The organism is Verminephrobacter aporrectodeae subsp. tuberculatae (genome assembly GCF_026127385.1).
GTDB classification, from domain to species: Bacteria; Pseudomonadota; Gammaproteobacteria; order Burkholderiales; family Burkholderiaceae_C; genus Acidovorax; species Acidovorax aporrectodeae.
Genome location: NZ_QZCX01000003.1, coordinates 1,112,516 through 1,139,109, shown reverse-complemented (window position 1 = coordinate 1,139,109; position 26,594 = coordinate 1,112,516). Strand labels below are relative to the sequence as shown.

The 26,594-nt window shown below is 67.0% G+C and carries 24 protein-coding genes and 1 pseudogene; 16 read left to right on the top strand and 9 right to left on the bottom strand.

The features are described 5' to 3' along the window. The first annotated feature begins 550 nt into the window (after positions 1 to 550). Positions 551 to 1,462: a LysR family transcriptional regulator gene (locus D5041_RS20140; protein WP_029554308.1), complete on the top strand. Its 912-nt coding sequence runs from the start codon at positions 551 to 553 to the stop codon at positions 1,460 to 1,462. Positions 1,463 to 1,483: 21 nt separating this feature from the next. On the opposite strand, the gene D5041_RS20135 is transcribed toward D5041_RS20140, so the two are convergent. From D5041_RS20135 to D5041_RS20120, 4 genes are read right to left on the bottom strand one after another with little or no spacing between them, the layout of a single operon-like run. Further along, the gene (locus D5041_RS20135) at positions 1,484 to 2,413 is read right to left on the bottom strand and encodes a dihydrodipicolinate synthase family protein (RefSeq protein WP_265285590.1); all 930 of its coding nucleotides are present in this window, start codon (positions 2,411 to 2,413) and stop codon (positions 1,484 to 1,486) included. Positions 2,414 to 2,421: 8 nt separating this feature from the next. Continuing rightward, on the bottom strand, positions 2,422 to 3,594 hold the full coding sequence (locus D5041_RS20130) for an L-rhamnonate dehydratase (protein WP_265282835.1): 1,173 nt from the start codon (positions 3,592 to 3,594) through the stop codon (positions 2,422 to 2,424). 42 nt (positions 3,595 to 3,636) lie between these two features. Beyond that, complete coding sequence (locus D5041_RS20125) at positions 3,637 to 4,677, bottom strand: 4-hydroxythreonine-4-phosphate dehydrogenase PdxA (protein ID WP_265259196.1); 1,041 nt, start codon at positions 4,675 to 4,677, stop codon at positions 3,637 to 3,639. A gap of 7 nt (positions 4,678 to 4,684) precedes the next feature. After that, positions 4,685 to 5,656 carry a Bug family tripartite tricarboxylate transporter substrate binding protein gene (locus D5041_RS20120; protein WP_265259195.1) on the bottom strand — a complete coding sequence of 324 codons (972 nt, stop codon included), beginning with the start codon at positions 5,654 to 5,656 and terminating at the stop codon, positions 4,685 to 4,687. A 116-nt stretch (positions 5,657 to 5,772) separates the two neighbouring features. Between D5041_RS20120 and D5041_RS20115 the strand changes: the two genes are divergently transcribed. The 8 genes from D5041_RS20115 (at position 5,773) to D5041_RS20085 (ending at position 13,282) form a co-directional block, all read left to right on the top strand. Beyond that, positions 5,773 to 6,780 carry a LysR family transcriptional regulator gene (locus D5041_RS20115; protein WP_265285589.1) on the top strand — a complete coding sequence of 336 codons (1,008 nt, stop codon included), beginning with the start codon at positions 5,773 to 5,775 and terminating at the stop codon, positions 6,778 to 6,780. After that, complete coding sequence (locus D5041_RS22215; RefSeq protein WP_010104187.1) at positions 6,749 to 6,862, top strand: fumarate hydratase C-terminal domain-containing protein; 114 nt, start codon at positions 6,749 to 6,751, stop codon at positions 6,860 to 6,862. Before D5041_RS20115 ends, D5041_RS22215 begins: the two co-directional genes overlap by 32 nt. A gap of 204 nt (positions 6,863 to 7,066) precedes the next feature. Next, positions 7,067 to 8,440, top strand: coding sequence for an MmgE/PrpD family protein (locus tag D5041_RS20110; RefSeq protein ID WP_265285588.1), 1,374 nt, complete (start codon positions 7,067 to 7,069; stop codon positions 8,438 to 8,440). Further along, a complete protein-coding gene (locus D5041_RS20105; RefSeq protein ID WP_265285587.1) occupies positions 8,437 to 9,336 on the top strand; it encodes an HpcH/HpaI aldolase/citrate lyase family protein in 900 nt (299 codons plus the stop codon). Before D5041_RS20110 ends, D5041_RS20105 begins: the two co-directional genes overlap by 4 nt. 124 nt (positions 9,337 to 9,460) lie before the next feature. Beyond that, positions 9,461 to 10,444: a tripartite tricarboxylate transporter substrate binding protein gene (locus tag D5041_RS20100; protein ID WP_265285772.1), complete on the top strand. Its 984-nt coding sequence runs from the start codon at positions 9,461 to 9,463 to the stop codon at positions 10,442 to 10,444. Between the two features lie 31 nt (positions 10,445 to 10,475). Continuing rightward, a complete protein-coding gene (locus tag D5041_RS20095; RefSeq protein ID WP_265285586.1) occupies positions 10,476 to 11,153 on the top strand; it encodes an RraA family protein in 678 nt (225 codons plus the stop codon). A 35-nt stretch (positions 11,154 to 11,188) separates the two neighbouring features. Further along, positions 11,189 to 12,226 carry a hydroxyacid dehydrogenase gene (locus D5041_RS20090; RefSeq protein ID WP_407702309.1) on the top strand — a complete coding sequence of 346 codons (1,038 nt, stop codon included), beginning with the start codon at positions 11,189 to 11,191 and terminating at the stop codon, positions 12,224 to 12,226. A 51-nt stretch (positions 12,227 to 12,277) separates the two neighbouring features. Next, positions 12,278 to 13,282: a tripartite tricarboxylate transporter substrate binding protein gene (locus D5041_RS20085; RefSeq protein ID WP_265285584.1), complete on the top strand. Its 1,005-nt coding sequence runs from the start codon at positions 12,278 to 12,280 to the stop codon at positions 13,280 to 13,282. Positions 13,283 to 13,290: 8 nt separating this feature from the next. Here D5041_RS20085 and D5041_RS20080 read toward each other — a convergent pair whose 3' ends face one another. Then, positions 13,291 to 14,547, bottom strand: coding sequence for a M20/M25/M40 family metallo-hydrolase (locus tag D5041_RS20080; RefSeq protein WP_407702308.1), 1,257 nt, complete (start codon positions 14,545 to 14,547; stop codon positions 13,291 to 13,293). Positions 14,548 to 14,576: 29 nt separating this feature from the next. After that, positions 14,577 to 17,543, bottom strand: a complete 2,967-nt coding sequence (locus tag D5041_RS20075; protein ID WP_265285583.1) for an FAD-dependent oxidoreductase — start codon at positions 17,541 to 17,543, stop codon at positions 14,577 to 14,579. Between the two features lie 104 nt (positions 17,544 to 17,647). Between D5041_RS20075 and D5041_RS20070 the strand changes: the two genes are divergently transcribed. From D5041_RS20070 to D5041_RS20050, 5 genes and pseudogenes are all read left to right on the top strand, one after another. Beyond that, a complete protein-coding gene (locus tag D5041_RS20070; RefSeq protein WP_010103162.1) occupies positions 17,648 to 18,544 on the top strand; it encodes a dihydrodipicolinate synthase family protein in 897 nt (298 codons plus the stop codon). Between the two features lie 82 nt (positions 18,545 to 18,626). After that, positions 18,627 to 19,457: an ABC transporter substrate-binding protein gene (locus D5041_RS20065; protein ID WP_265259180.1), complete on the top strand. Its 831-nt coding sequence runs from the start codon at positions 18,627 to 18,629 to the stop codon at positions 19,455 to 19,457. Between the two features lie 40 nt (positions 19,458 to 19,497). After that, on the top strand, positions 19,498 to 20,217 hold the full coding sequence (locus D5041_RS20060; protein WP_265285582.1) for an amino acid ABC transporter permease: 720 nt from the start codon (positions 19,498 to 19,500) through the stop codon (positions 20,215 to 20,217). Between the two features lie 28 nt (positions 20,218 to 20,245). Next, positions 20,246 to 20,490, top strand: a pseudogene (locus tag D5041_RS20055) (dihydropyrimidinase); the annotation flags it as partial. A gap of 93 nt (positions 20,491 to 20,583) precedes the next feature. Continuing rightward, positions 20,584 to 21,270 carry a GntR family transcriptional regulator gene (locus tag D5041_RS20050; protein ID WP_010103171.1) on the top strand — a complete coding sequence of 229 codons (687 nt, stop codon included), beginning with the start codon at positions 20,584 to 20,586 and terminating at the stop codon, positions 21,268 to 21,270. Positions 21,271 to 21,433: 163 nt separating this feature from the next. Here the strand turns inward: D5041_RS20050 and D5041_RS20045 are convergent, their stop codons facing one another. Genes D5041_RS20045 through D5041_RS20035 form a run of 3 tightly spaced genes read right to left on the bottom strand, consistent with a single transcriptional unit; the run spans position 21,434 to position 24,779 of the window. Further along, on the bottom strand, positions 21,434 to 22,597 hold the full coding sequence (locus tag D5041_RS20045) for an acyl-CoA dehydrogenase family protein (RefSeq protein WP_265285581.1): 1,164 nt from the start codon (positions 22,595 to 22,597) through the stop codon (positions 21,434 to 21,436). Between the two features lie 9 nt (positions 22,598 to 22,606). After that, positions 22,607 to 23,767 carry an acyl-CoA dehydrogenase family protein gene (locus tag D5041_RS20040; protein ID WP_265259177.1) on the bottom strand — a complete coding sequence of 387 codons (1,161 nt, stop codon included), beginning with the start codon at positions 23,765 to 23,767 and terminating at the stop codon, positions 22,607 to 22,609. A gap of 46 nt (positions 23,768 to 23,813) precedes the next feature. After that, positions 23,814 to 24,779 (bottom strand): Bug family tripartite tricarboxylate transporter substrate binding protein, encoded by a 966-nt coding sequence (locus D5041_RS20035; protein ID WP_265285580.1) that lies wholly within the window; start codon positions 24,777 to 24,779, stop codon positions 23,814 to 23,816. Between the two features lie 190 nt (positions 24,780 to 24,969). Here D5041_RS20035 and D5041_RS20030 point away from each other — a divergent pair, with 190 nt between their 5' ends. Next, complete coding sequence (locus D5041_RS20030; protein WP_010103177.1) at positions 24,970 to 25,752, top strand: IclR family transcriptional regulator; 783 nt, start codon at positions 24,970 to 24,972, stop codon at positions 25,750 to 25,752. Beyond that, a complete protein-coding gene (locus tag D5041_RS20025) occupies positions 25,749 to 26,528 on the top strand; it encodes an IclR family transcriptional regulator (protein ID WP_265285579.1) in 780 nt (259 codons plus the stop codon). The genes D5041_RS20030 and D5041_RS20025 overlap by 4 nt, the downstream gene beginning before the upstream one ends. The last annotated feature ends 66 nt before the right edge of the window (positions 26,529 to 26,594 follow it).

The following is a 26,594-nucleotide window of genomic DNA, read 5'->3' as shown; positions in this document are numbered from 1 at the left end:
CGTGGATCACGGCCCTCGAGAGCGTTTCGATCCGCGCCCTGGTCGGGCAAGGGCCGTTGCAGACGGGTCTGTTCGATGAACGCAATCCGCTGGAGATCAACCGGGTGCGCGCGCATATCCTGCTGTGCATGCTGGCCTACTACGTCGAGTGGCATATGCGCGAGGCTTGGCGCGAACTGACCTTCGCCGACACCGATCAAGCGGCCCAGGCCGAGCGCGATCCGGTGGCCCCGGCGAAACGTTTGATGGCAGTGCAGCGCAAGGCCCAAGGCAAAACGCTCGACAACGGGCAGCCCGTGCACGGTTTCCACACGCGGATGGCCGAGTTGGCCACCCTGGTGCGCAACACCTGCCGCACACCCCAGGCAGGCCCGGACGCACCCAGCTTCGACGTGCTGACCACCGCCAACGCTTGCCAACAGCGTGCGTTGGAACTGCTCGGAACCATCCGTTCGTAGTCAGGCTGGGGGCCTGGAACCACCCCTTCAAACGCACCACGTTGAACAAGGCTGCCGCACGCGGATGCGCTGCGGGCTCATAGAATCCGCGCGTGGCAATGCACCTTGATCTTGTAGACCTGCGCTTGATGGTTCATATCGCCGAGGCGAACAGCATGACCCGTGGCGCCGAGCTGTCTTTCATCTCCCTGCCTGCGGCAAGCACCCGCGTCAAGAACCTGGAGGCGGGTATTGGTACCAAGCTGCTGTACCGCACCAGCCAGGGCGTCACGCTCACGCCGCCCGGCCAGGCCCTCGTACACCATGCGCGCATGGTGCTGGGTCAGATTGAGCATCTGTGGGGCGACATGCAGGAATATGCGCGCGGCATCAAGGGCCATGTGCGCGTGTTCGCCAACACCACGGCGCTGGGCGAGTACCTGCCACCGGTGCTGCGGGCCTATCTGAGCAAGAACCCCGATGTGAACATCGACCTGCGCGAGCGGCTCTCGCACGACATCGTGCGTGCCGTGACCGAGGGGCAGACGGACATCGGCATCGTCGCCGGCCTGGTGCGCACGGAAAGCCTGGAGACGCTGCCCTACCGGCACGACCGCCTGGCCCTTGTGGTGGCCCAGGGCCATGAATTGGGCCAGCGCCCCGAAGTGGCCTTTGCCGAAACGCTGGATTACGACTACGTGGGCCTGCACGAGTCCAGCGCCATCCATGCCTTTCTGCGGCGAGAGTGCGATCAGTTGCATCGGTCGATCAAGCAGCGCATCCAGGTCAGCAATTTCGAGGCGGCCTGCCGCATGATCGAGGCAGCCGTGGGCGTTGGCATCCTGCCCGAATCGGCGGCCCGCCGGCATGCGCAGACCATGGCGATCACGATCGTGCCACTGACCGACCCCTGGGCCCTGCGCAAGATGCTGATCTGCGTGCGCAGCCTCGAAGCCCTGCCGGGCTTTGCCCGCGAGCTGGTGGAACTGCTGGTGGAAGACGCACGCCAGGCCGAGGGTGCTTAGCGTTCCCTGATGCGTTCGGGTTCAACGCGCCCACCGCAACACCAGCGCATCGAGCCGGCGCGCAATGTCGATCAGTTGGCGCCGCACCTCGGGGTGCATGGGGGGCCAGGGCGCGCGCGGTGCCTCGCAGGCGATCACGCCGCCTTCCTTCATCAGCGCCTTGGCGGCAAGAAAGCCGGCCTGGCGGTTCTCGTGGTTGATCAGCGGCAGCCAGCGCTGGTATTCAGCGAATGCCTTGTCCTTGTCGCCCGCGCGGTGCGCTTCGATGATGGGGCGAATGCCGTCGGCAAAGCCGCCGCCGGTCATGGAGCCCGTGGCGCCGGCTTCCAGGTCGGCGAGCAAGGTGATGGCCTCTTCGCCATCCCATGGGCCTTCGATGGCTTCTGCGCCCAGCGCGATCAGCTCGCGCAGCTTGCTGGCCGCACCGGCGGTTTCCACCTTGAAGTAGCTGACCTGCTCGATCTCTTGCGCCATTTTGGCCAGGAAGCCGGGCGTCAGCGGTGTGCCGGCGGCGGGCGCGTCCTGGATCATGATGGGGACGTCGATCGCATCGGAGACGCCCTGGTAGAAGGTCTGGATCTGCGCGTCGCCAAATCGGAAGGTGGCGCCGTGGTAGGGCGGCATCACCATCACCATGGCCGCGCCCATGTCCTGCGCACGGCGACTGCGTTCGGCGCAGACGTGGGTAGCGGTGTGCGTGGTGGTCACGATCACCGGCACGCGGCCGGCCACGTGCTCCAGCGCCGTGCGCGTCAGAACCTCGCGTTCCTCGTCCGAGAGCAGGAACTGCTCGGAGAAGTTGGCCAGCAGGCACAGGCCGTCAACGCCAGAGTCGATCATGAAGTCAAGGCAGCGCCACTGGCTGGCCAGGTCGAGCGTACCGTCCTCGTGGAACGTGGTGGGCACGACCGGGAAGATGCCGCGGTAGCGCGGGTCGGAGAGTCCGGGCATGGCGCTCCTTACCCGGTGATCTGGAACTGGTCCAGGTACTCGGTCTTGAGCGTGAGGCCCAGGCCCGGCACGTCGTCCCTGAGCTGAAGGAAGCCGTTCTCGGCAATGGGTTCGCCGTCGAAGATGTACCAGAACAACTCATTGCCCACTTCCACGTCGAAGATGGGGAAGTACTCGGCCATGGGCGAGGCCAACGTGCTCATGGTCAGGTGGTAGTTGTGCATCTGGCCAGCGTGCGGGACCACGGGCACGCTGTAGGCCTCGCACAGCGCATTGATCTTGTGCGCGGCCGTGATGCCGCCCACGCGGTTGGTGTCGTACTGCACGACGCTCACGGCTTTCCTGTCCAGCAACTGCTTGAAGCCGTAGAGGCTGAATTCGTGCTCGCCGCCCGAGATCGGAACGATGCCCATGTCGTTCAGCTCGGCGTAGCCGCCGATGTCGTCGGCGATCACGGGCTCTTCGAGCCAGCGCGGCTCGAATTTCTCCAGCTTGGGCAGCATGCGCTTGGCGTATTCGAGGTTCCAGCCCATGTAGCACTCGAGCATCAGGTCGTTGTCGTAGCCGATGACTTCGCGGAGGGCTTCGACGGCCTGGAGGTTTTTCTTCACGCCGTCCTGCAGATGCGCCGGGCCGTAGCCGAAGCGCATCTTGAAGGCATGGAAGCCCTGGTCGAGGAACTTCTGCGCCTCGGCCTGCATGGCCTTGAGGTCGGTGCGGTAGAGCTTGCTGTAGTAGCAAGGGATCTTTTCCTTGGTGCGGCCGCCGAGCAACTTGAACACGGGCTTGTGCACGCTCTTGCCCAGGATGTCCCATATGGCCAGATCCACTCCCGAGATGGCGGCCATGGTCACGCCCTTTCGGCCCCAGGCGTGGGTGGCGCGGTACATGCGCTGCCACAGGTATTCGGAGTCCCAAGGGTCCTGGCCCACGACCAGCGGCGCGAGGTATTCGTCGATGATGGCCTTGGCGATGCGCGGCGCCAGCGCCACGTTGCCCAGGCCGACGATGCCGTCATCGGTCTCGACCTCCACCACCGTCCAGGAATGGAAGCGGAAGGTGCTCATGGTCTCGGTGTTGGAGTACACCAGATCCATGGCGTTGGAGCAGAAGTTGCCTTGCGGTGGAACGGTCTTGCCCTTCCATTCGTAGACGCGGGCGCGGACGGATCGGATCTTCATGGCGGTATCTCTCCTGGTTTCGATGCGCATGGTTTTTTCTTCTCAGCTTGCCTGGGCAGCGCGGCGCGAGGCGCCCATGCGGCAGGCGATCAGAAAGGCCTGCCAAGTGGCTTCCACATGGGCCCGGCCCTGGCCCGCGATGTCGTAGGCCGTGCCGTGGGCGGGCGTGGTGATGGGGATTGGCAGACCGCCCTGCACCGTAACGCCGCGCGAGAAGCCCAGCAGTTTGATCGCGATCTGGCCCTGGTCGTGGTACATGGTCACGATGGCCTGGTACGCGCCGGCCTGCGCCTTCAGGAAGATCGTGTCGGCCGGAAACGGGCCGTGGAATGGATCCGGCGTGGGCCAGTCGCGGGCCCTGAGCGCGCGCACTGCGGGTTCGATGACGTCGATCTCTTCGCGCCCGCACACGCCGCCGTCGCCGCCATGCGGGTTGAACGCGGCAATGGCCACTTTGGGCGCGGCGATGCCGTTGGCCAGCAGCGAGCGGTAAATCAGCTCGGACGCCTGCGCGATGCGCTCGGTGCTCAGGTAGCTGGCCACGTCCCTGAGCGGCACGTGCGACGAGATGCGCGAGGTCCACAGGCTGCCCAGCGTGTTGAACTCGCAGAAGTAGCCTTGTACGCCCAGGTACTCGGCGAAGTGGTGCAGCTCATCCTCATGGCGCAAGCCGCCGATCTTCATGGCCTGCTTGTTCAGCGGCGCGAAGCAGATGGCGTCGATGGCGCCTGCCTGCGCCGCGTCCATGCACTGGTCGAGCACCTTCAGCACCGAGCGCCCGCCGGGCGCCGCCGCCACGCTGCGGGTCACGGCCTCGGGCGCCACCGTGTCGACGGCCAGAAAGGCCGGGCGCGACGCATCGGCGCGGCCGCGCACGGCGGCCAGGCTGGCGATGCTCTCGGTCGCCACCCGGGCGCCCGCAATGCGCTGGCCCTCTTGCCACAGCCAAGGGTCGCCCACCAGCACGATGTTGGCCCTCTGCACGGCCTCGTGCCTGGCCAGCAGGCGGGCGATGAGTTCGGCGCCGATGCCGGCGGGGTCGCCCAGCGTCAGGGCCACGACGGGAAGTTCGGCGAAGGACATGCGGGACTCAGTCGATCCGGATGTCGTTCTTGCGGATGACTTCGCCGAAGCGCTGGTATTCGGCGCGGTGGAATGCCTCGAACTCGGCCTGGGAGATGGCGCGCAACTCGGCGCCCACCGCTTCGAGGCGGGCCTTGGTCTCGGGCATGGCGATCACCTTGTTGACCTCGTCATGCACCTTCTGCTGCACGGCCATCGGCGTGGACGCGGGCATGTAGATGCCGTACCAGGCGGCGATCTCCACGCCGGCCAGACCCGACTCGGCCATGGTGGGCACCTGGGGCAGCTGCGCGTTGCGCTGGGCCGAGGTGACGGCCAGCGGGCGCAGCCTGCCGCTCTTGATTTGGCCGATGACGGATGGCAGGGTGTCGAAGCTCATCTGCACCTGCGCGCTCACCAGGTCCACCAGCGCGGCGGCGCTGCCCTTGTAGGGCACGTGGGTGATCCGGATGCCGGCCGCGTCCTGGAACATCTCGGCCGCGATGTGCTGCGTGCTGCCAGTGCCGCTGCTGGCGAAGTGGATGGTGCCCGGGCCCTTTCTGGCCAGGGCCACCAGATCGGCCACCGAGTCGGCATGCACCGGCTTGCCCACCACCAGCACGTTGGGCACCGAGCCCACGAAGGCCACGGGCACCAGGTCCTTGTTGTTGTCGTAGCCGAGCCTGAGCAGGTGCGGCGCGATGGTGTGCGCGGTGACCACGCCCATCACCATGGTGTGGCCGTCGGTGGACTTGGCCGTCGCGTCGACGGCCAGGGTATTGGAAACGCCGGGGCGGTTTTCCACCACGATGGACTGCTTGAGCAGCGGGCCCAGCCGATCGGCCACGGCGCGGGCCATGGCGTCAGTGCCGCCGCCGGGGGCCGAGCCCACCAGCATGCGCACAGGTCTGCTGGGCCAGTCGCCGGTGTTCTGGGCCATGGCACCCCAGGGCAGTATTCCTGCCAGCAATGCGGCCATGGAGAGGGAGCGTCTCTTCATTCATTGTCTCCTTCGGTGATGGATTCGCTGGGATGGTAGGGATGGCATGAATCGCCGTAAACTGAAAGTTGTTGATTGGTTGATAACCAAAGGGAATGGATTATCGAAGGGAAAGTATGGGATCGATCGACCGCAAGGACGGCACACCGCAACTGCTGAACCGCTTGCGCCTGCGCCAGATCGCACTGATGCTGGCCGTGAAGGAACAGCGCACGTTGCGCGCTGCGGCGGCGCAATTGGGCATGTCCCAGCCCGCGGCCACCAAGATGCTGCATGAGTTGGAGGATGCTTTGGACGTACGCCTGTTCGAACGTATGGGACGGGGGCTGCGGATCAGTGAAGCCGGTGAGCGAGTGATGGACTACTGCCAGAATTTGCGCGCAAGCGTAGAGGCGTTGAACCGCGAGCTAATGGAACTGCGGCAGGGCAGTGCTGGCCGATTGGCGATGGGCAGCATCATGGCTGCATCACCGGGGCGGTTGACCAAGGCCCTGCTATGCATCAAACAGCAAAGTCCCTTGCTGTCCATCGAGGTGGCGGTCGATACCAGTGACCGGCTGCTGGCGCAACTGCGTGATGGCGTGCTCGAGGTGGTAGTAGGCCGGATGACCGGCGATCATTGCGACGATTATTTGTTCCGGCCCATCGACGACGAGAAACTGGTGGTCGTCTCCAGCCTTTCGCATCCGCTGGCGCGCAAACGCCAAACAACCCTCGAAGCTCTGCGGCCCTATGCCTGGGTACTGCAACCTCCGGGCAGCCCGATGCGCACATTGATTGATCAGGAGTTTCGAGACCGGGGCCTGGCGCTACCGCGTGGCCTGATCGAGACGGGATCGATCCTGACCAGCATCAATCTTGTGCGCAGTTCGACAATGGTGGCGGTGGTTCCTGCGGCGGTCGCGCGCAGCCATGCAGAGCACGGCATGCTGCGCTTGCTGCCGTTTCGCTTCAGGCGCCGACTGGAGGCCTATGGCAGCATAGTGCGTCGGGACCATTCCCTCAGCCAGCCGGCGCAGCAGTTTCTGGCGCTGCTGCATGAAAGTACGGCGTCGGCTCGGCCGCCCCACCTTGCACGCAACGCCAACATGAGTGGACGCCCGCTGGCCACCGGCCATCCATGAGTTCGAACTACAGGATTTTCCGGTGACGGTGGCCGTGGACACGCAGGGCAACTCAATCCACCGCCATTTCGAACTCGGCTGATGGCTGTTTGAATGAGGCGACAAGCATCCTGACACGTACCGGCCTGACTTTGGCAAAGCAGAAGGCACGGTTCAACAAACAGGGATTGCACGCAAGGCGGGTCAAGGTGACGATGCCCCCCATGCGTCGCCCCGCTGTGGCACGGGTTGTATGCTCTTTGACGAATAGCTTGAAGCGCTCATGAATAAAGCTCCGGATGCCGTTTTGACCAAAACTTTTGAATCCCGCACCGCCCAGCTGGCGGCCTTTGCCGCAGGCTTGCGCCACGCGCACGTTCCGCCCGCCGTACTGCGCAAGACCGAAGACCTGTTGGTGGACTGGTTCGGCTCCGCCGTGGCGGGCCACAGCGCCCGGCCCGTGGAGAGCATCGCGCGCTTTGCCCTTGCCATGGGGCCGGCCACCGGCCCGAGCGAGGTCATCGCCACGGGCGCCAGCACCAGCCCGCACGCAGCGGCCATGGCCAACGCCGCCGCAGCGCACGTGGTTGAGCAGGACGACGTGCACAACGGCTCGGTGTTCCACCCGGCGGCCGTGGTGTTTCCGGCCGCCGTGGCCGTGGCGCAGTCCATCGGCGCCAGCGGCGCGCAGTTGCTCGTGGCCGCCATCGCGGGCTACGAGGTGGGCATCCGCGTGGGTGAATTCCTGGGCCGTAGCCATTACAGGATTTTCCACACCACCGGAACGGCTGGCACGCTGGCCGCCGCCGCCGCCGTGGGCCAGCTGCTGGGGCTGGACGCCCGGCAGATGCTGCACGCCCTGGGGTCGGCAGGCACCCAGGCGGCCGGGCTGTGGGGGTTCTTGCGCACGGCGGCCGACAGCAAGCAACTGCACACGGCGCATGCTGCCGGTGCGGGCCTGATGGCCGCCTACCTGGCTCAGGATGGCTTCACCGGCGCGGCCGACATTCTGGAAGGCAAACAGGGCATGGCGGCGGGCATGTCGAGCGACGCCGACCCGACGCGCCTCGTCGATGGCCTGGGCAGCCGCTGGGCCACGGCAGAAACCTCGTTCAAATGGCATGCCTCCTGCCGCCACACGCACCCCGCGGCCGATGCGCTGCTGCAAGTCATGCAGCAGCACGGCCTGACCGCAGGCCAGCTGGCCCGCGTGGTCACGCGCGTGCACCAGGGCGCGATCGACGTGCTCGGCCCCGTGGTGCGGCCCAGCACGGTGCACCAGAGCAAGTTCTCCATGGGCACGGTGCTGGCCTTGGTGGCCCGCTTCGGCCATGCCGGGCTGACCGAGTTTGAGGAAGCATTCCTCGCGCCCGAAACGCAGGCGCTGCGCGACCGCGTGGAAATGGTGCTCGACCCCGAGGTCGATTCCGCCTACCCGCGCCAGTGGATCGGCAAGGTGGCGGTGCACACCCACGACGGCCACGTGTTCGAGGGCCGTGTGGACGAACCCAAGGGCGATCCCGGCAACACGCTCAGCCGCGATGAACTCAGCGCCAAGGCCCTGCGGCTGGCCGCTTTCAGTGGCCGCGTGGCGGCCGGGCCCATGGCCCGGGCCGTGGACCGCCTGTGGCACATGGAGCAGTGTCCCCGCGTGGGCCGCTTGCTGGAGCGCCTGCCATGACCGGGGTGCTGCACGGCCGCGTGGCGCTGGCCCGCAGCTTCCTGTTCGTGCCCGCGAGCCGCCCCGAGCGCCTTGCCAAGGCCCTGGCCAGTGGCGCCGACATCGTGGTGGTGGACCTGGAGGACGCCGTCGAGCCCCCGGCCAAAGATTCCGCCCGGCAGGCGCTGTGCACCCGCTTTGGCGCGCTCGAGCCTGCGCAGCGCGGCCGCCTGATGGTGCGCATCAACGCCCGGGGCACCGCATGGCACGCGCAGGACGTAGCGCTGCTGGCGCAACTCACGGACTCCGGCCTGGCCGGTGCCATGCTGCCCAAGGCCGAGGACGGCCTCACCTTGGCCTCGCTCGCCGGGGCGTGCCCGGGGCTGGCATTGCTGCCCCTGATGGAATCGGCCAGCGGCTTCCACGCGCTGGACGCCGTGGCCCAGGCGCCGCAGGTGGTGCGGCTGGGCCTGGGTCACATCGACCTGCAGGCCGACCTGGGCATGGCCTGCGGCGACGACGAGGCCGAACTGGCGCCCGCACGCTGGAGCATGGTCGTGGCCTCGCGCCACGCGGGTCTGGCCGCACCGGTTGACGGCGTAACTATCCGGCTGAACGACCCGCAGCAACTGCGCGCCGACACCGCCCGCAGCCGGCGCTTCGGCTTTTCGGCCAAGCTGTGCATCCACCCGGCACAGATCGCGGGGGTGCATGCCGCGCTGGCCCCGACCGAGGCCGAGGTGGCCTGGGCGCACCGCGTGGTGGACGCCTCACGGCTGGCGCAGGGCGGGGCGGTGCAGCTCGATGGCGCGATGGTGGATGCGCCGGTGCTGCTCAGGGCGCAGCAGATCCTGTCGCGGCAGCAGGCCCCGGTGGGAAGCCAGGGGTCGCATGGAAGCTCAGCGTGCGCCGAATGAAGTCAGCCAGTCCAGGTAGAAGGCTTCGCGCGCGAGCTTTCGGGGCAGGACACGGGCACTTTGCAGCACGCTTGCACAACGGGCCTCAAAAGAACCTTCTTCAAACCTGAGGAGACTATCCATGATGCGATCGACATCCCTTGTGCCCCGCCTTGCGGCGCTTGCCGTGTTTCCCGCCGCAGCCGCCTTGCTTGTCACCTCCACGGCCGCGGCCCAGGTGCGCGACTTTCCGACCAAGCCCATCGAACTCGTCGTGCCCTTTCAGCCTGGCGGCGGGACTGACGCGCTGGCGCGCGCCTTCGCCGACGCGACACGCAAGCACATGCCGCAAAGCATGATCATCGTCAACAAGCCGGGTGCCACCGGCGTCATCGGCTGGCAAGACGTGATCAATGCAAGGCCGGACGGCTATCGCCTGGCGGTCATCACGGTGGAAATGACGACGCTATCGCACATGGGGCTGGCGAAGTTCACGTACGAAGACATGACGCCCATCGCGCGCTTGAACGCCGATCCGGCCGCCATCACCGTGCGCGCCGATGCGCCCTGGAACACCGCCGAGGAATTCCTCGCCGCCGCGAAGAAGGGCAACGGCAAGATCAGCGTCGGCAACGCCGGCAACGGGTCGATCTGGCACCTTGCCGCGTCGGCGCTGGAGGACAGGACCGGCGTGCAGTTCAATCACACGCCCTTCCAGGGGGCTGGGCCTGCCGTGCTCGCGCTGCTTGGCGGGCACATCGATGCGGTGACCGTCAGTCCCGCTGAAGTCACGACCTGCGTGCAGGCCGGCAAGCTGAAGACACTGGCCGTCATGGCCGACCAGCGCATCAAGGGCTTCGAGCAGGTGCCCACGTTGAAGGAGCGCAACATTGACCTCAGCATTGGCACGTGGCGTGGCCTCGCGGCCCCCAAGAACACGCCGCCGGAAATCGTGACCTATCTGAAGAACCTGAGCCAACAGGCATCGGCCGAGCCGGCGTTCCGCGAACTGCTCGACAAGCAAAACCTGGGCTTCGCATACGCCGACGACGTCACGTTCAAGGCGTACATGGCCAAGGACAGTGCCTACTTCAAGACATTGATTGCCAAGCTGAAAATCAAGAACTGAGAACCACAATGACCGTTCCGGAGACACGACCATGAGCCATATCCAGGGTTTTCGCATTCACCCACGGCCAGAATCCGCCGTCAGCAGCGCCTTGTTGGAACGATTCCGCAGCTACCCGGTGGCCAATGTGAGCGACGTGATGAGTCGCAGCACCGGCACCGGGCTCCTGCGGCCCTACCACAAGCGCGACGGCATGCTGGTGGGGCGAGCGCTCACGGTTCGCACCCGGTCTGGTGACAACCTGATGGTGCACAAGGCCATCGACGTCTCCGGCCCAGGCGACGTGATCGTCGTCGATGCAGGCGGCCCGGGTTCCAACGCAATCATCGGGGAGATCATGCTGGCCTTGGCGATCGCGCGCGGCGCTGCGGGCTTCGTGATTGATGGCCCTATCCGCGATAGCGACAAGATCGGCCAAGGCACGCTGCCGGTGTACGCACGCGGCGTCGCGCATCGCGGACCCTACAAGGACGGACCAGGGGAGCTGCATGTGCCGGTGTCGATTGATGGCATGGTGGTTCGGCCAGGCGACCTTGTGCTGGGTGACGGCGATGGTCTTCTCGTCGTGATGGCAGAGGAAGCTGAGAACATCGCCGCACGCGTCGAAGCTGTTCAGCGCGCGGAAGTGGCGCTACTGCAATCCATTGCGGATGGCTGCGTCGACCGCGCGTGGGTCGACAGGACGCTGCGCGAGAAAGGCGTTCTGTGAACGAAGGTACTGGCGCAGCGTTTGCCGCAAGGCGCGTGGTGCGGTTCGACCACTGGTTGGACCCCGCCTTTGATCGCATCGTGTCTTGCGCGCGCGGTCTGGTGCTGAGCACCTGCGCCATGGAAGGTTCAGATGATGCGGCATGGGCGCAACTCGCAGCAGCCCACGTCTACCAGATCTCGGCCGCCAAGGACGAACTTCCCCGGCGCTGGTTCGCCGACGCGGCACTGGTGGCCCGCTGTCCTGCGCTGCTTGCAGTCTCGTCCACAGGTTCGGGCTGCGACACCATCGACATCGAGGCATGCACGCGCGCCGGTGTGGTGGTGATGAATCAATCGGGCGGGAACGCCGACTCGGTGGCCGAGATGACGCTGGGCCTGATGCTGTCTGTCTTTCGCCGAATTTCCGAGTCTGACCGGTTGCTGCGTACGCGCCGGGGCTTTAGTCGCGAGGATCTGATGGGGCATGAACTGCGCGGCCGCACGCTCGGCTTGGTGGGCGTGGGGCAGACTGGACGGCGCGTGGCAGCGCTGGGCCATGCATTCGGCATGCGCGTACTGGGTTGCGATCCCGCCCTGAGTGACACCGAGATGGCCGCGCGGGGTGCTGAGGCCGTGTCCTTCGACGCGTTGCTGCACCGCTCCGATGTGGTGTCATTGCATTGCCCACGCAATGCGCAGACCCTCGGAATGATGGGCGCCGCCAGCTTCGCTGCCATGCGGCCTGGCGCTGTATTCATCAGCACGGCCCGCGGAGGCATCCATGATGAGGCTGCACTGGAGAACGCCTTGGCCAGCAGCCATCTGGCCGGTGCAGGTCTGGACGTGTGGGAGCAAGAGCCACCACCACGCGATCACCCACTCCTTTCCCGCGATAGCGTGGTCGCCACTTTTCACACGGCAGGGGTAACCCACGAGGCAAGGCGCAACAACGCCGAACTGGCGGCCAGGCAGGTCGTGGCCTTGTTGACCGAAGGCCGGCGGCCGGAGCGATTGGTCAACCCCGAGGTGTGGCCGCGTGCGGCGCGCCGCGTCGCTGCTGCCCTGGCCCTCCCCGCCGCAACGGCGACTTGAATCCTGCAGCACCACAGACTGGGCCCGAGGGGCCGCCCCGGAGACATGCCCATGAAGCAACACCGTCCCTCCCGCCGCCAAACACTCGCGCAGTGCACGCTCGTTGCCGCGGCGGCCTGCGGTATCGCTGCTCCGTCCGTCGCACGGACCGGAGCGGTTTATCCCTCGAGGCCAATCGAGATGATCGTCGCGTATGCCCCCGGCGGCGGAACCGATTCAGTGGCACGGCTTCTGGCCCGTTCCCTGGAAAAGCAACTGGGAACCAGCATCGTGGTGCAGAACCGGCCCGGCGCTGGCGGTGCTATCGGCTTTGCAGAACTGGCTCGCGCCGCGCCTGACGGCTACACCATTGGCTTCATCAATACCCCCAATCTGCTCACCATCCCGATCGAACGAAGGAGCAGCTTCAGCTGGCGCAGCTACGACCTGCTCGGAAACTTGGTCGATGACCCGGGCGGTTTCACGGTACACAACGACCATGGCATTCAGTCCTTGGCTGCACTGGCGGCCTTCGCAAGGGCGAATCCTGGCGCAGTGACGGTGGGCACGACCGGCATTGGGTCGGATGACCACCTGGCGATGCTCCTGTTCGAGAAGGGGGCAGGCGTGAAGCTGAGCCATATTCCATATAAGGGTGCAGGCGAGGTGCGCAGTGCCATCGCGGGTCAGCAAATCGTCATCGGCGCAATCAACGTCGGCGAGGCGTTGCAGTACCAGAAGGGAGGCACGCCAATCCGGCTTCTCGGCCAGATGGGGGCTACGCGGTCATCGCTGGCACCCGGGATTCCCACCTTCAAGGAACAGGGGTACGACATCGAACTCGCGTCGCTGCGCGGCTTGGCCGCTCCCAAGGGTTTGCCTGAGGAGGTTCGTAGAAAGTTGGTCGATGCCATCGCCCGGGCAAAGGACGATCCGCAGTTTCAGCAACAAGCGCAAGCGTTGTTCGCGCCGCTTCGCTACTTGCCGCCCGCCGCCTACGCGGCAGAACTCCAACGCAGCGAGGCAGGATTTCACCAGCTTTGGCAGGAGATGCCGTGGCAAGAAGGCCGGCCCTGATGCGATCTTCATCGGGTCAGGAGTTGGTGGAGGGTGTTGGCGATTACCTGCGTGGCCTTGCGCAGTTCATCCAGTGGCACGCGCTCGTCGGCGCGGTGTCCGTTGGCTTCGAGCAGCGACTCGGGGCCGGCGCCGTACATCACCGTGGGGATGCCTGCTTCGCTGTACAGGCGCGCGTCGGTGTAGAGCGGCACGCCGATCGGCGTCACGGGCTTGCCCATCACCTCGGTGGCCTCGCGGCATACCAGCGCTGCCAGGTCGTCGGCACCGGGCGCCGGCGCGAAGGGCCGGGCCAGCAGGATCTGGCGGATTTCCACCGAGATGCCAGGCAGCGTGCGGCAGGCTGCCTCGATCACTGCGCGCAGATCAGCCTCGACGGCCTCCGGTGATTCCTCGGGCACGATGCGTCGGTCGATACGCAGGATCAATTGGTCGGCCACCACGTTGGTGTTGATGCCGCCACCGATCAGGCCCACCACCATCGTGGGGTGGGTGATGCCCGGCGTTGACGAGGGACGGTCGGCGAGGCTGTCGCGGTAGCGGTAGAGCGCGGGCAGCAGTGTGGCTGCGGCCTCGATCGCGTCGTGACCGGTGTCGGGCCGGGCGGCATGCGCCGAGGTGCCGCGCACCACCACCTCGAGGTGCAGGCAGCCGTTGTGCGCCACCACGACGTGGTGCGAGAACGCGGCGGAGAGTACGAAGTCGGGCCGGCTCAGGCCCTTCGACAGGATCCATCCCGGGCCGGTGACGCCGCCGGTTTCCTCGTCGTAGGTCAGGTGCAGTTCGACCGTGCCGGCCAGCGGCGTGCCCGATGCCGCCAGGTGCTTGAGCGCACGCATTGCAAAGGCGTAGGTCGTGAAGTCGGACTTCGATACTGCGGCGCCGCGGCCGTAGAGCCAGCCGTCGCGCACTTCGCCGCCGTAGGGATCGACGCTCCAGCCCGCGCCCGGCGGGACCACGTCGCCGTGCGCGTTGAGCGCCACCACCGGGCCGTCGCCGAAGCGTTCGCGCACGATCAGGTTGGTCACGCTGCGCATGCCGTGCGCGGCCGCGAACTCGGCCGACACCGCATGGCGCTCGACCTTGAAGCCCATGGCTTCGAGTAGCCGGGCGGTGAGCTCGGCATGCGCAGCGCAGTCGCCGGGCGGGTTGTCGGAGGGGCAGCGTACCAACTCGGTGAGGGTGCGCACCTGCTCGTCGAAGTGCGTGTCGATGAAATGGCGCAGCGTGTTGCGCGGCAGGGTGGCGTCGGTCATGGCGGTCATGGCGGTCAAGGAAGCGGGTAAAGAGGCCGTTAGAGGAAGCGGTCGATGAGAAAGGGAGTGATGTCGAAGTCGGTGCGGCCGTGCACTATCAAGTCGGTGACGAGCCGCCCGGTGATCGGCGCGAGCGTGTAGCCGTTGGACGTCACTGCGTTGTAGAAGCCGGGGTGGCCGGGCACCTCGCCGAGGATCGGTGCGCCGTCGATGTTCACGTTCATGCCGGCCCAGCAGCGCACCATGTGGAGGCCGCGCAAGGCGGGTAGCACGTGGCACGCCACCCAGAGGTTGCCTTCGATACTCTCGCGCTCGGCGCGGTTGAGGCGCATGTCCTCGTGGAAGGCGGCCGTCCAGCCACCGCCGACGATGAGGCCGCCGCTGGCCGCCTGCTTCAGGCTCAGGTGCCGGTCGGCGTGCGCTACCAAGTGGTTGACCAGCGGTGGCGCGGGTTCGGTCACGATCATCTGCAACGGCGCGCCCTTGACGGGAATCGTCACGCCCAGCATGCGGCCGATGGTGCTCGACCAAGCGCCGCTCGCGTTCACGATGCGCCCGGCGTGGATGGTGCCGCGCGACGTGCGAACCACGAAGCCCGCGCCGTCGCCCGGCAATGCACCGATGGTCTGCACGTCGCAGCCGCGCAGCATCCGTGCTCCCTGCTCGCGTGCACGCCGTGCCACTGCGTAGGTGGCGCGCAGTGGATTGATCTTTCCCTCCATGGGACAGAGCTCGGCACCCAGCAGTTTGCCGGACAGCGCGGGCGACAGGCGCCGCAGCTCGGTGCCGTCGATCACCTGCGCGTCGATGCCGTGACTGCGCTCCAGCGCGGCCTTGGCCTCGAGGAAGCGCATGCCGGCTTCGCTGTCGGCGACCATGAGGCCGCCGGTGATCTTGATCTCGAGGTCCTCGGCGCAATCGCCCTCGATCTCCTGCCACAGGCGCACCGACATCGGCCCGAGCGGCAGCGTGGCTGCGGCCGGGCCGCCGTCGTCCTGCGCCTTGGCGCCGAAATCGAACGACAGCAACTGCACGTGCAGGCTGCCCGCGTTGGCACCCGAGGCCTGCAGGTTGATGTCATCGCGGTCCACCACGGTCACGTCCTGCCCGGCCTTGGACAGGTAGTAGCCGAGGCAGGAGCCGAGCACGCCGGCGCCGATCACCAGCACGTCGGTGTGCACTGGCGCGAAAGGCGCGTGCGCCACCGGCCGCGCGAGATTCGGCGTGATGGCCGGCCTGTGGCCGCTCCACTCGGGTTTCTCGAAGCCGAGCGCTCCGGCCGCCACCGGCTTGGCCGGCGGGCGCGGGGCAAAGTACTGTTCGACATCCGGCGGACTGCCCGTGAGTTCGGCCACCAGCCGGCCCGCGGTGGCGGCGCAATAGCGCGCCTGGCAGCGTCCCATTCCGAGGCGCGTGTTGCGCTTGAGCGCGGCCAGCGTGTCGTTGCCGGCGCGGATCTGCTCGCGCACCGAGCCGAAGGTGATCTCCTCGCAGCGGCACAGCAGCGTGTCGTCCGGCACCGCCGCCAGCGTGACGGGCGGTGGCGCATAGAGCGACCACAGCGCTTGCTGGAAGCACTCAGCCCGGCGCAATGGGCCGAGAACCTCCGCGGGCTTGGCGGGCTCTGCGGCGCCCAGCCCGAGCTTACGCGCCGCGGCCGTGCCGGCCAGCGTGCCGCGCGCCAAGGCGACGCGGGAGCCACCCAGGTCGGCGCCGTCGCCCACCACGAACACGCCGGGCAGGCTGGTGGCGCCATCTTCCTGCGTGACGGTGGCCAGGTGGCCCAGGTGCCGCGGGGCCAGCCGGTGCGCGCAGCCCAGCATGCGCGCGAGCTCGGTGGAGGGAATGAAGCCGTAGCCCAGGCACAGCGTGTCGACCTCGATGCGCCGTGCCGTCGCGGCCACCGCGTGGCCCTGCGCATCGATCCGCGCCACCTGCACGGAGCGTAGCCCGCCAGGGCCGTCGGCCCTGCCTTCCGCGGCCACGACGGTGTGCCCCCACAGCACGGGCACGGCGTGCGTGCGCAACTGCCGCAGGAAGCGCCAGCCGTCGCGCAGCAGGTCGGGGGCGGTGTATGCCGCGGCGAGCAACGGGCGCCACTGGTGCCAGGACGGGCACGCGGCCGACTCCAGCACGGCAACCACCTCGGTGCCATCGGCGAGCAGTTCCGCCGCCAGTTGCAGGTTGAGCGGCCCATTGCCGGCAATCACCACCCGGCGCCCCGGCGCGACCCGGTAGGCGCGCGCAAGCGTCTGGGCGGCGCCGGTGGTCATCACGCCAGGCAAGGTCCAACCCGGGAAAGGCACTGGGCGCTCGTAGGCGCCGGGGGCAATGACGAGCTGGCGGCAACGGATGACGCGGGCACGCCCGTCGATGAGCGCTGCGACCTCGCGCGGCGAAAAGGCGGCCCACACCTGCGCGCCCTGGACGATCGTGACGCCGGCGCCGCGCACTTCGCGCTCCAGCGCAAGCCCCTGCGCGAACTGGCGGTCGGTTGGCGTGGCCGCCCGGTGCGAGGTCGCGAGCGGCTTGTAGAACTGGCCGCCGGATTCCAGGCGTTCGTCGAGCAGCAGCACCTCGGCACCGGCGCGGCGCGCGGCAAGCGCCGCCGAGAGGCCGGCCGGCCCTGCGCCGACGACCAGCACGTCGACCTGCCACTGCACGGGTTCGGCGTCGGCCTCGGGCACGAGCGGTTGCAGCGGATCTTCCGCGGTACCAGCCGGCTGGGTGGAGCGCACCTGCTGAGCGTCGGCTACCTTCGTGAGGCAGGCGCGCTGGCTGGCCCGCCCGTCAACCGTGACGAGGCAGTCGAAACACGCTCCCATGCCGCAATAGAGCCCCCGGCGCTGGCCGCTGCGCGTGCGGCGCATCGCCTTGATGCCACCGGCGGCCAGTGCCGCCGCGATGGTTTCACCCTCCAGGCCCTCGACGGGCTGCCCGTCGTAGCAAAAGCGCACAGGGCGCCCGGCCGGGGTGATGGAAGGGTGGGTCAGTCTGGCGCTCATGGACAGGTGCGGGGGAAGCGGAAAACCGCGTTGACGGCGTTAAATGTATACGTATACTACACGTATACGAACATCCCGTCATTCAGATTTTCCAAGGACTGCCCATGACAGCGTTCCGTGGCACCTACACGGTGCTCATCACCCCCATGACCTCCGATGCTCTGCACATCGACGTGCCCGCGCTGAAGAAGTTGGTCAACTGGCAAATCGAGGAGGGAATCCACGGGCTGATTCCTCTGGGGAGCACCGGGGAATTCCTGTCGCTGACGCCCGATGAGCGCCAGTTGGTGATCAAGACCTGCGTGAGCACCGCAGCAAAACGCGTGCCCGTGCTGATCGGCACCGGCGCGGAGTGGACCGACGAGTGCGTGCGGCTGAGTCGCGAGGCCGAGACCATGGGCGCCGACGGCGTCATGATCATCCCGCCCTTCTACAGCGCTCCCACCGACGACGAGCTGTTCGAGCACTACCGCAAGGTGGGCGAGGCGATCAGCATCCCGATCATGGTCTACAACAACCCGGCCACCGCCAACGTCGACCTCAGGCCCGAACTGGTGGCGCGCCTCTCGCGCATCGACAACTGCAAGTACATCAAGGAATCGACGCTCGATGTCACCCGCGTGCGCGACATCATCGATCTGTGCGGCGACCGCATGACCGTGTTCGCGGGCATCCTCGGCTACGAGTCGTTCTGGCTCGGTGCCCAGGGGTGGGTGGCGGTGTGCTCCAACCTCATTCCGAAGATGTCGGCGCGCCTGTTCGAACTGGTGGCCGACGAGCGCGACATGCCCGCAGCGCTGGCTCTCTACAAGCAGATGCTGCCGATCGTGCGCTGGGTCGGAGGCCATCGCTACGTTGCGGCCTCGAAGGACGGCCTCTCGATGATGGGCCTGCCGGTCGGCAAGCCGCGCGCGCCGCGCTTGCCTCTGCCCGATGCCGACGCCGCGGACCTGCGCCGCGAGCTCGCTCGCCTTGACCTCCTGGACTCGATCCGCTCCTGAGGCGTCGGCGTCGTCGCATCCCCCGCTCCGCGTGCTGCTTTTCTCGTTTCGTCACCTCGTTCATTCCCCATAGGACCACCCCATGAAACTGCTCCCCGCTCTCGCGTCGGCAACGGCACTCCTCATCTTCTGCGCGGGCGCTGCGAACGCCCAGGCGTGCAAGTCGCCCGTGCCCGACTCGGCCCTCGTCAAGAAAGGCACGCTGACCATGTCGGTCAACCCGACCCTGCCGCCGATGCAGTTCGTCGACCAGTCCGGCGCACTCAAGGGCATGCGCGTGGAACTCGGCGAGGCGATCGCCAAGCGCCTGTGCCTCACGCCGGAATACGTGCGCATCGAGTTCTCGGCCATGATTCCGGGCCTGCAGGCCGGCCGCTGGGACGTCATCAACACCGGCATCTTCTATACGGAAGAGCGCGCCAAGCTGATGCAGATGCTCATCTACGAGGACCAGGCGATCAGCATCAGCACCGCCAAGGGCAACCCGCTGAAAATTGCCAGGCCCGACGACCTGTCGGGCAAGAGCATCGGCGTGGAGCTCGGCGGCTTCGAGGAGCGCAAGGCGCACGCTCTCGACAAGCAACTTACCGACAAGGGGATGAAGGGCATGACCATCCGCACCTTCGAGAACTTCGCCATGGCGTTCCAGGCGCTGCGTGCCGGCCAAGTCGAGGTGGCCTTGTCGATCGACTCGACCGGCGCCGAATACCAGAAGCGCGGCGACTTCGAGCGCGTGCTGCACGGCCTGTTCCCGACCCCGGTCTCGCTGGCCGCCCGCAACAAGGACCTGGCCGCCGCGATGGCCAAGGTCATGAACGACATGAAGGCCGACGGCAGTTTCCAGAAGTTGTTCGACCAGTACGGCGTCAAGGCCATCGACGGCATCGTGACCGTCAAGGGCCCGGCGAGCTGAGTCGCAGCGTCGCCGCCATCGAACACACGCAGGAACGTTTATGGGGCAAGGCTGGAACTGGTCGGGGTTCAGCGACTATCTGTTCAATCCGTACATCCTCAGCGGCGCCGTGACCACGCTATGGCTCACGCTCGCGGCGATCGCGGGCGGACTGGTCATGGGCTGCGCGTTGGCCTTGGCCCGCCTGTCCAGCCGGCGCTGGGTGGTCGTGCCGGCCCACTTCTACATCTGGGTGTTCCGCGGCACGCCGCTACTGGTGCAACTGATCATCATCTACACCGGCCTGCCCCAGCTCGGACTGAAACTGTCGGTGATTGAGTCGGCGCTGCTGGGCCTGATCCTCAACGAGGCCGCCTACTTGGCTGAGATCGTGCGCGGGGGAATCCAGTCGATTCCTGTCGGGCAGACCAACGCGGCGCGCGCTGTCGGCTTCAGCAGTGCGCAGACCATGCGCTACATCGTGATGCCCCAGGCAATGCGCCTGATTGTCCCGGCGCTGGGCAACAGCATCAACGGCCTGCTCAAGACCACCTCGATCACCTCGGTGATTTCGATGGAGGAACTGCTGCGCCGCACCCAGGTGCTGATCCAGGAGAAGTTCATGGTGCTGGAGCTGTTCATCGTCGCGGCCATCTACTACCTGTTGATGACCACGGCCTGGGACTTCATCCAGCGACGCATCGAGCGCCACTACGGCCGCGCCTACGGCAATGCCCGCGCGCCGGTGGTGCCGGACGAACCCGCGCTCGAGCAGCGCTAGCGAAGACTTCTTCATGAGCACCTACGACCTGATTGGCCTGTACCCGTGCAAGGGCAGCATCGCCGTCGGCAGCGACGCCGACTTCGTGGTCAGGGACGTATTCGCGCAGGGGCAGGAGAAGCGACTCACCAACGGCATGCTCCACCATGCCGTTGACTACACACCGTACGAAGGCATGAAGTTGGGCGCTTGGCCAGGCATCACCGTCTCGCGCTGCCCTGCCAGCGGCCGCGTGCACCGAACGACGGCAATCCGCTGGACAAATGGATCTGAAGCCGGCGGGTCGCGCCACCCCAGGCAGCCCTGCTAAGCTCACCCGCCCCCGAGATCCACCTTGGCCTCACGTGGCCTTCGCCCCTTCTCCACATGCCCAGCCTTCCCAGCCCCACGCAGCCCGCCACCATCACGATTGCGCCCCTGGAGGTGCGGTCCGCCAGTTTGGCCGAGCAGGCCTACGAACGACTGCGCACGCTCATCCTCGACCGCCAGATTTCGGCCGGCAGCCCGCTACAGGAAGCGCGGCTGGCGGAAGACCTGCGCATTTCGCGCACACCCATGCGTGAAGCACTGGTCCGGCTGGCGGGCGAGGGGCTGCTGGTGCGGCGCGACGCGCGTTCCTATGCCGTGCGTGCGCTTGGCACCAAGGAGTATTTCGACTGCATGCGCGCGCGCGAGGTGATCGAATGCGAAGCCATCGCGCTGGCCGTCGGCAAGATCACGGACGCCGAGATCGACACACTCGAAGCGGATATCCTGGCGCTCGGCGGCGGCGAGCATGGCGAGACCGAGCACTGGCATTTCGACGACCGCTTTCATCTGCTCATAGCCAAGGCCAGCGGCAACGTGGTGTTTCCGCGGCTGGTGGAGGAACTGCGCGTCAATGCGCGCCTGTTCCGCTTGCACAGCCCATTGCACAGGCAGCCGGAGAACCACGACGAGCACGGCGAGATCATCCGCGCGCTGCGTGCGCGGGACGCGGAGCGTGCACGCGCGACCATGCGCGACCACCTGCGCGGCCTGCAGGAAGACGTGAGACGGGCCCTGACTGAATAAAGCGCGGATGTTCTGGCGATGGACGCCATGATCAAAATCGCGAAGCTCTTGACCCAAGTCCTGGCAGTCTCCGGGCACCCCAGTGGGGCTGCCGCCGCTCATCCATCGGGGGCGCGCTTCCCAAGCTTGATCCGCACCAACGCAAACCTGCGGAGCATGCGCATCAAGGGCGCAGCGATTCTTTCAGGACGCGGCGGGCCAGCGTCGAACGATGCACCTCCGACGCGCCATCGTAGACACGCAAGGGCCGCGCCTCGCGCAGGATCATCGAGACGGGGGAGTCTTCGGACATACCGAGTGCGCCCATGATCTGCGCGGCACGATCCACCACCCGCCCCACCGCCTCCGACACGAACACCTTGACCATGGCGGATTCGTGCTTGACGCTTTCGTTGGCGTCGAGCTTCGCGGCAGCATGCCATGTCATCAGGCGCGCTGCGTGCAGGTCGATATGCGAGTCCGCCACCATCGCCTGCACCTGCTGCAACTGCGCAAGCGGCTGCCCGAACGAGTTTCTCCGGTTCGCGTAATCCTGCGCCAGCGCCATCGCCCGCGAGGCGCGCCCAATGAACCGCATGCAGTGCGACAGGCGCGCCGGTTCGAGCCGCGTCTGCGCGCAGGCGAAGCCCTTGCCCACCTCGCCCAACACCGCGTCATGGCCAACGACGCAGTCCTTCAGCTCGATCTCGCCATGTCCGCCGATCTGGAAGCCGTCGATGCTGGCGATGTTTCTCAGCACGCGGTAGCCGGGGTTGTCGGCATCGACGATGAAGAGCGTTGCGCCGTCGCCGGTCTTGGCCAGCACCAGTGCGAACGAGGCACCGATCGCCCCGCTGATGAACCACTTGCGACCGGTGATCGCCCATCCGCCGGGGCAGCGCGTGGCTACCGTTTGCAGCATCGACGGGTCGGACCCCGCGCCTGGCTCGGGTTCGGTCATCGCGAAACACGACCTGGTCTCACCGCGTGCCAGCGGCGCAAGGTAGCGCTGCTGCTGCGCCGGCGACCCTTCGGTCAGCAGATTGATCATGTTGGGCTGGTCCGGCGGTGCGCAGTTCATGGCCAGAGGCGCCAGAAAGCTCCGACCTGCCTCTTCGAGAATCACCGAGCGATCGCGCCAGGACAGGCCCAGGCCGCCCCACGCCACCGGAAGCTGCGGTCCGTAGATGCCGGCCTCCATGGCTTTGGCGCGCAATCGCCGTGTCGTCGCTTCCAGTGCGTCCAGGTCGTGCGCCAACGCCGGGCACTCGCGCGGGATGGCCTCTTCCTCGACGAAGCGCTGAACAGCCTCGCGCAGCGCCGCAAGCCGGTCGCTGTAGCCGAACATGCTGCCCCCTCAACTGCCGTACCCGGCTTGCGCCAGCGTGCGTTTCGCGATGTTGAGTTGGTGAATCTGGCTCGTGCCCTCATAGAGCCGGAACAGCCGCACGTCACGGTAGAAGCGCTCCATGCCGTGATCGGCGATGTAGCCGTAGCCGCCCAGCATCTGCACGCTGCGGTCGGCCACGCGGCCGCACATCTCGGACGCGAAGTACTTGCAGATCGACGCCTCCATCGTCACGTCGATCCCCTCGTCGCGCTTGCGTGCGGTGTCCAGCACCAGCGCCCGGGCCGCGTGGACCTCGGTTTGGCTATCCGCGATCATGGCCTGGACCAGTTGGAAGCTCGAGAGCGTTTGGCCGAACTGCTTGCGCGTGGCCACGAACGCCACGGCATCCTGCAGCATGCGAATCGCCGGCCCGATGCACAAGGCAGCCAGGTGGATGCGCTGCTTGTTCAGCACCCTCATCGCCGTCTTGAACCCTTGGCCTTCGCGGCCGCCGATGACGTTCTCCGCGGGCACGATGCAGTCGGCCATGTGCACCTCGGACACCGGCGAGCCAGCCTGGCCCATCTTCCCGTAGGCCGGGCCGGTGCTGAGCCCGGGCATGCCGCGCTCGACGAGGAAGGCCGTGACACCGCGCGCCGACAGGTCGTCGGGGTCGGTGCGCGCCAGCACCGTGAAGAGGTCGGCAATCGGGGCGTTGGTGATGAAGCACTTGGTGCCGTTGAGCACGTAGTGGTCGCCGTCGCGCCGTGCCAGGGTCCGCAGCGACGCGGCGTCCGAACCCGCCTCCGGCTCGGTCAGAGCGAACGCTCCGGTGAGTTCACCGCTGGCGAGCCGGGGCAGGTAGCGCCGCTTCTGCGCTTCGGTGCCGTCGGTCACCAGGGCCTCGGACCCGATGCCGGTGTTCGTGCCGACGCGAGCCCGGAATGCCACTGCGCATTGCGACAGCTCCATGGCCGCGAGCACCAGTTCTTCGGTCGTCATGCCCGCGCCGCCGTAGGCCTCGGGAATCGAATAGCCGAACAAACCCTGAGCCGCCATGTCGGCCACCAGGTCAGCGGGCACCTCGTCGGCCTCGGCAACGCGCGTTTCGTTTGGCACCAGCCGCTCACGCACGTAATTGCGCAGGCTGCCCAGGAATTGCTCGAACGCTTGGGGGGCACGTTGCATGTATTGCTCCTTGCTTCACGGAATGGGGCGACGAAAGCGGGTCAGGTCAGTCCAGCTTGGCCCCGGTCAACTTGACCAGTGCAGCCCACGAGGCCGTCTCGGCCTCGATGACTGCGGCGAACTGTGCCGGGGTGTTGCCGACCGGCTCGGCGCCGAGGGCGATCAGGCGCTTGCGAAGTTCGGGCGTCTCCAGTGCCTTGGTCGTGGCGGCGTGCAAGCGCTCGACGATGGCCGGTGGCGTGGCGGCCGGCGCCATCAGGCCCTTCCATGCGCCAAAACTGAAGCCCTTGACGGACTCGGCGATGGTCGGCACGTCGGGCGCGGTTGTGGTCCGCTTGTCCGTGGACACCGCCAGCGCCCTGAGCTTGCCCGACTGCACGTGCGGCCACAGAGCCGGCATGTTGTCGATCATCATCGCGATTTGCCCGGCGAGCAGGTCGTTCAGCGCGGGGCCCGTGCCCTTGTACGGGATGTGGGCCATGGTGGTGCCCGTGAGCTGCTTGAACCATTCGCCGGCCAAGTGCGCCGGGCTGCCGTTGCCCGGCGAGCCGAAGCTGACCTCGTTCGGCCTGGACTTGGCGTAGGCGATGAACTCGGGCACGGTCTTCGCCGGAATCTTCGGGTTGACCGCCATCAGGTTGGGCTCCTGGATCAGCAAGCTCACCGCGCGCAGGTCCTTGGCGGGGTCGTAGGGCATCCTGGCGTAAAGGCTCGGGTTGATCACCGTCGGGCCTGCCGCAGCGATCAGCAACGTGTAGCCGTCGGGCGCCGACTTGGCCACGTAGTTGCCGCCGATGTTGCCCCCGGCCCCCGCCTTGTTCTCGACGATCACGGGCTGTCCGAGTTCGGGGCTCAGGGCCGCTGCCAGCAGGCGAGCCAGCACGTCCGTGGAGCCTCCCGGCGCGAACGGCACGATGAGGCGGATCGGCTTGGTCGGATAGGCCGGCTCCGCATGCACGGTGGGCGCCGTTGCGAATAGACAGGCGGCGGCGAACAGGAACACTTTGCGCATGGGGGTCTCCAGTAGATTTCTTCGGGAACGGCAGCGTTGCTGCAGAACCTTGCTGACAGCAATGCATCGCATCAGGTCCCGGAGACTACGCAGCGGCAAGACATATGGAAAACGGTGTTTCTCCATCTTGAACGCCGTCACTCGCCAGCGCGCCGGGCCGGACGTAGCATCCAGCAATACGCGCCTTCCCATGCCTGCCGCACGCCACCCCGACCCCGACTTTGCAACCACGCTGCAGCACGGCCTGCAGGTGCTGCACTGCTTCACCGTCAGCGACCCCGCCTTGGGCAACAAGGAACTGTCGGAGCGCACCGGGTTATCGAAGGCGACGATCTCGCGGCTCACCTACACCCTGGCGGCGCGCGGCCTGCTGGTCTTCGACGCGCACCTGCGGCGCTATCGCCTGGGCTCCACGGCACTCACCATCGGCTACCCGCTGATGGCCAGCCTGCGCATCCGACAGATCGCGCGGGCCCGTATGAAGCAGCTGGCCGAGGAGGTCGGCGGCTCGGTCTCGCTGGGCATGCGCGAGCGCACGCGCATGGTCTATATCGAGACCAGCCGCGGGCACGACCTGAGCGCCTGGCGGCCCGACATCGGGGCGACCGTTCCCATGCTGCCCACGGCCATGGGGCGCGCTTGGCTCGCGCACACGCTGCAGCGCTTGCGCGACGTGGTGCTGGAGCAGATCGAAGCGTCGGAACCCGGCCAGAGGCAGCGCTTCGAAGCCGCCCTCGCCCAAGCGCAGACCGACCTGAAGCGCAAGGGCTTTTGCATTTCCCGCGGCGCGTGGCGCAGCGACGTGCAGGCGGTCGGTGTGCCGATCCGCATCCCGCAGGACGGCGAAACCCTGGTCCTCAATTGCGGCGTGCTCACCGTGCGGCTGGGGCCGCGTCAACTCGAGCAATGCATCGGTCCTCGCCTCGTGGCGATGGCGCGCAGCGTGGAAGCCGATCTGGAGGCCGTGCCGTGAACGACACCGAGAACAAGGACAGGCAGTTCGCCACAACGCTTGCGAGCGGCATCGATTTGCTGCTGTGTTTTCATGCTGGCGAATCGAGTCTGAGGAACAAGGACTTCGCCGAACGCACGGGCCTCTCCAAACCTGCGGTCGCACGCCTGACGCACACGCTTGTGCTGCTTGGCTATCTGCGACGTGATCCGGCCACGGCGAAGTACCGGCTGGGTGCGGCCGTGCTCGGACTGAGCCATCCCCTGCTGGCCAGCATGCGCATTCGACCGGTCGCCCGACCGATGATGGAAACCCTTGCGCGCGAGATCGAAGGCGCCGTCTCGCTCGGTCTGCGTCACCGCATCCACATGGTGTACGTGGAGACCGCTCGGGACAGTGAAGACTTCGTCCTGATACCCGACATCGGCGCGCCGCTCCCCATGCTGGCCACCGCCATCGGGCGCGCCTGGCTGGCGCGCGCTGCGCCGCAGGACCGCCGGTCGGTGCTGAATCAGATACGCGTCGCCGTGCCGACCGAGTTCGAGCGTTACGCCACGGCGGCAGATCGGGCGCGGGAAGAGCTGGCGCGCGAAGGCTTTTGCAGTGCGCGCGCGGACTGGCAGCCGAATCGGCATGGCTTTGCCGTGCCGCTGCACGGCTTGGTGGATGGCACACAGTTCGTGTTGAACTGCGCCGTGGCGGCGAAGCGCGGCAGCTTTGTGCAGATGCGCCGGGACGTCGCGCCGCGGCTCCTCACCTTGGTACACAGCATTGAATACGCGCTGGGTTTGCGATAGTGCCCGCGTTCAGGATATCGAAACACAGGTTGCAGCAGTGGCCCCCCCGCCACCAGACTTCGCGTC

What these genes read in the sequence shown, in the direction of transcription:
- D5041_RS20135 (WP_265285590.1), bottom strand. Translation starts at nt 2,413, where the DNA reads ATGCCCGGACTCTCCGACCCGCGCTACCGCGGCATCTTCCCGGTCGTG.
- D5041_RS20130 (WP_265282835.1), bottom strand. Translation starts at nt 3,594, where the DNA reads ATGAAGATCCGATCCGTCCGCGCCCGCGTCTACGAATGGAAGGGCAAG.
- D5041_RS20125 (WP_265259196.1), bottom strand. Translation starts at nt 4,677, where the DNA reads ATGTCCTTCGCCGAACTTCCCGTCGTGGCCCTGACGCTGGGCGACCCC.
- D5041_RS20120 (WP_265259195.1), bottom strand. Translation starts at nt 5,656, where the DNA reads ATGAAGAGACGCTCCCTCTCCATGGCCGCATTGCTGGCAGGAATACTG.
- D5041_RS20115 (WP_265285589.1), top strand. Translation starts at nt 5,773, where the DNA reads ATGGGATCGATCGACCGCAAGGACGGCACACCGCAACTGCTGAACCGC.
- D5041_RS20105 (WP_265285587.1), top strand. Translation starts at nt 8,437, where the DNA reads ATGACCGGGGTGCTGCACGGCCGCGTGGCGCTGGCCCGCAGCTTCCTG.
- D5041_RS20100 (WP_265285772.1), top strand. Translation starts at nt 9,461, where the DNA reads ATGCGATCGACATCCCTTGTGCCCCGCCTTGCGGCGCTTGCCGTGTTT.
- D5041_RS20095 (WP_265285586.1), top strand. Translation starts at nt 10,476, where the DNA reads ATGAGCCATATCCAGGGTTTTCGCATTCACCCACGGCCAGAATCCGCC.
- D5041_RS20085 (WP_265285584.1), top strand. Translation starts at nt 12,278, where the DNA reads ATGAAGCAACACCGTCCCTCCCGCCGCCAAACACTCGCGCAGTGCACG.
- D5041_RS20080 (WP_407702308.1), bottom strand. Translation starts at nt 14,547, where the DNA reads ATGACCGCCATGACCGACGCCACCCTGCCGCGCAACACGCTGCGCCAT.
- D5041_RS20075 (WP_265285583.1), bottom strand. Translation starts at nt 17,543, where the DNA reads ATGAGCGCCAGACTGACCCACCCTTCCATCACCCCGGCCGGGCGCCCT.
- D5041_RS20070 (WP_010103162.1), top strand. Translation starts at nt 17,648, where the DNA reads ATGACAGCGTTCCGTGGCACCTACACGGTGCTCATCACCCCCATGACC.
- D5041_RS20065 (WP_265259180.1), top strand. Translation starts at nt 18,627, where the DNA reads ATGAAACTGCTCCCCGCTCTCGCGTCGGCAACGGCACTCCTCATCTTC.
- D5041_RS20060 (WP_265285582.1), top strand. Translation starts at nt 19,498, where the DNA reads ATGGGGCAAGGCTGGAACTGGTCGGGGTTCAGCGACTATCTGTTCAAT.
- D5041_RS20050 (WP_010103171.1), top strand. Translation starts at nt 20,584, where the DNA reads ATGCCCAGCCTTCCCAGCCCCACGCAGCCCGCCACCATCACGATTGCG.
- D5041_RS20045 (WP_265285581.1), bottom strand. Translation starts at nt 22,597, where the DNA reads ATGTTCGGCTACAGCGACCGGCTTGCGGCGCTGCGCGAGGCTGTTCAG.
- D5041_RS20040 (WP_265259177.1), bottom strand. Translation starts at nt 23,767, where the DNA reads ATGCAACGTGCCCCCCAAGCGTTCGAGCAATTCCTGGGCAGCCTGCGC.
- D5041_RS20035 (WP_265285580.1), bottom strand. Translation starts at nt 24,779, where the DNA reads ATGCGCAAAGTGTTCCTGTTCGCCGCCGCCTGTCTATTCGCAACGGCG.
- D5041_RS20030 (WP_010103177.1), top strand. Translation starts at nt 24,970, where the DNA reads ATGCCTGCCGCACGCCACCCCGACCCCGACTTTGCAACCACGCTGCAG.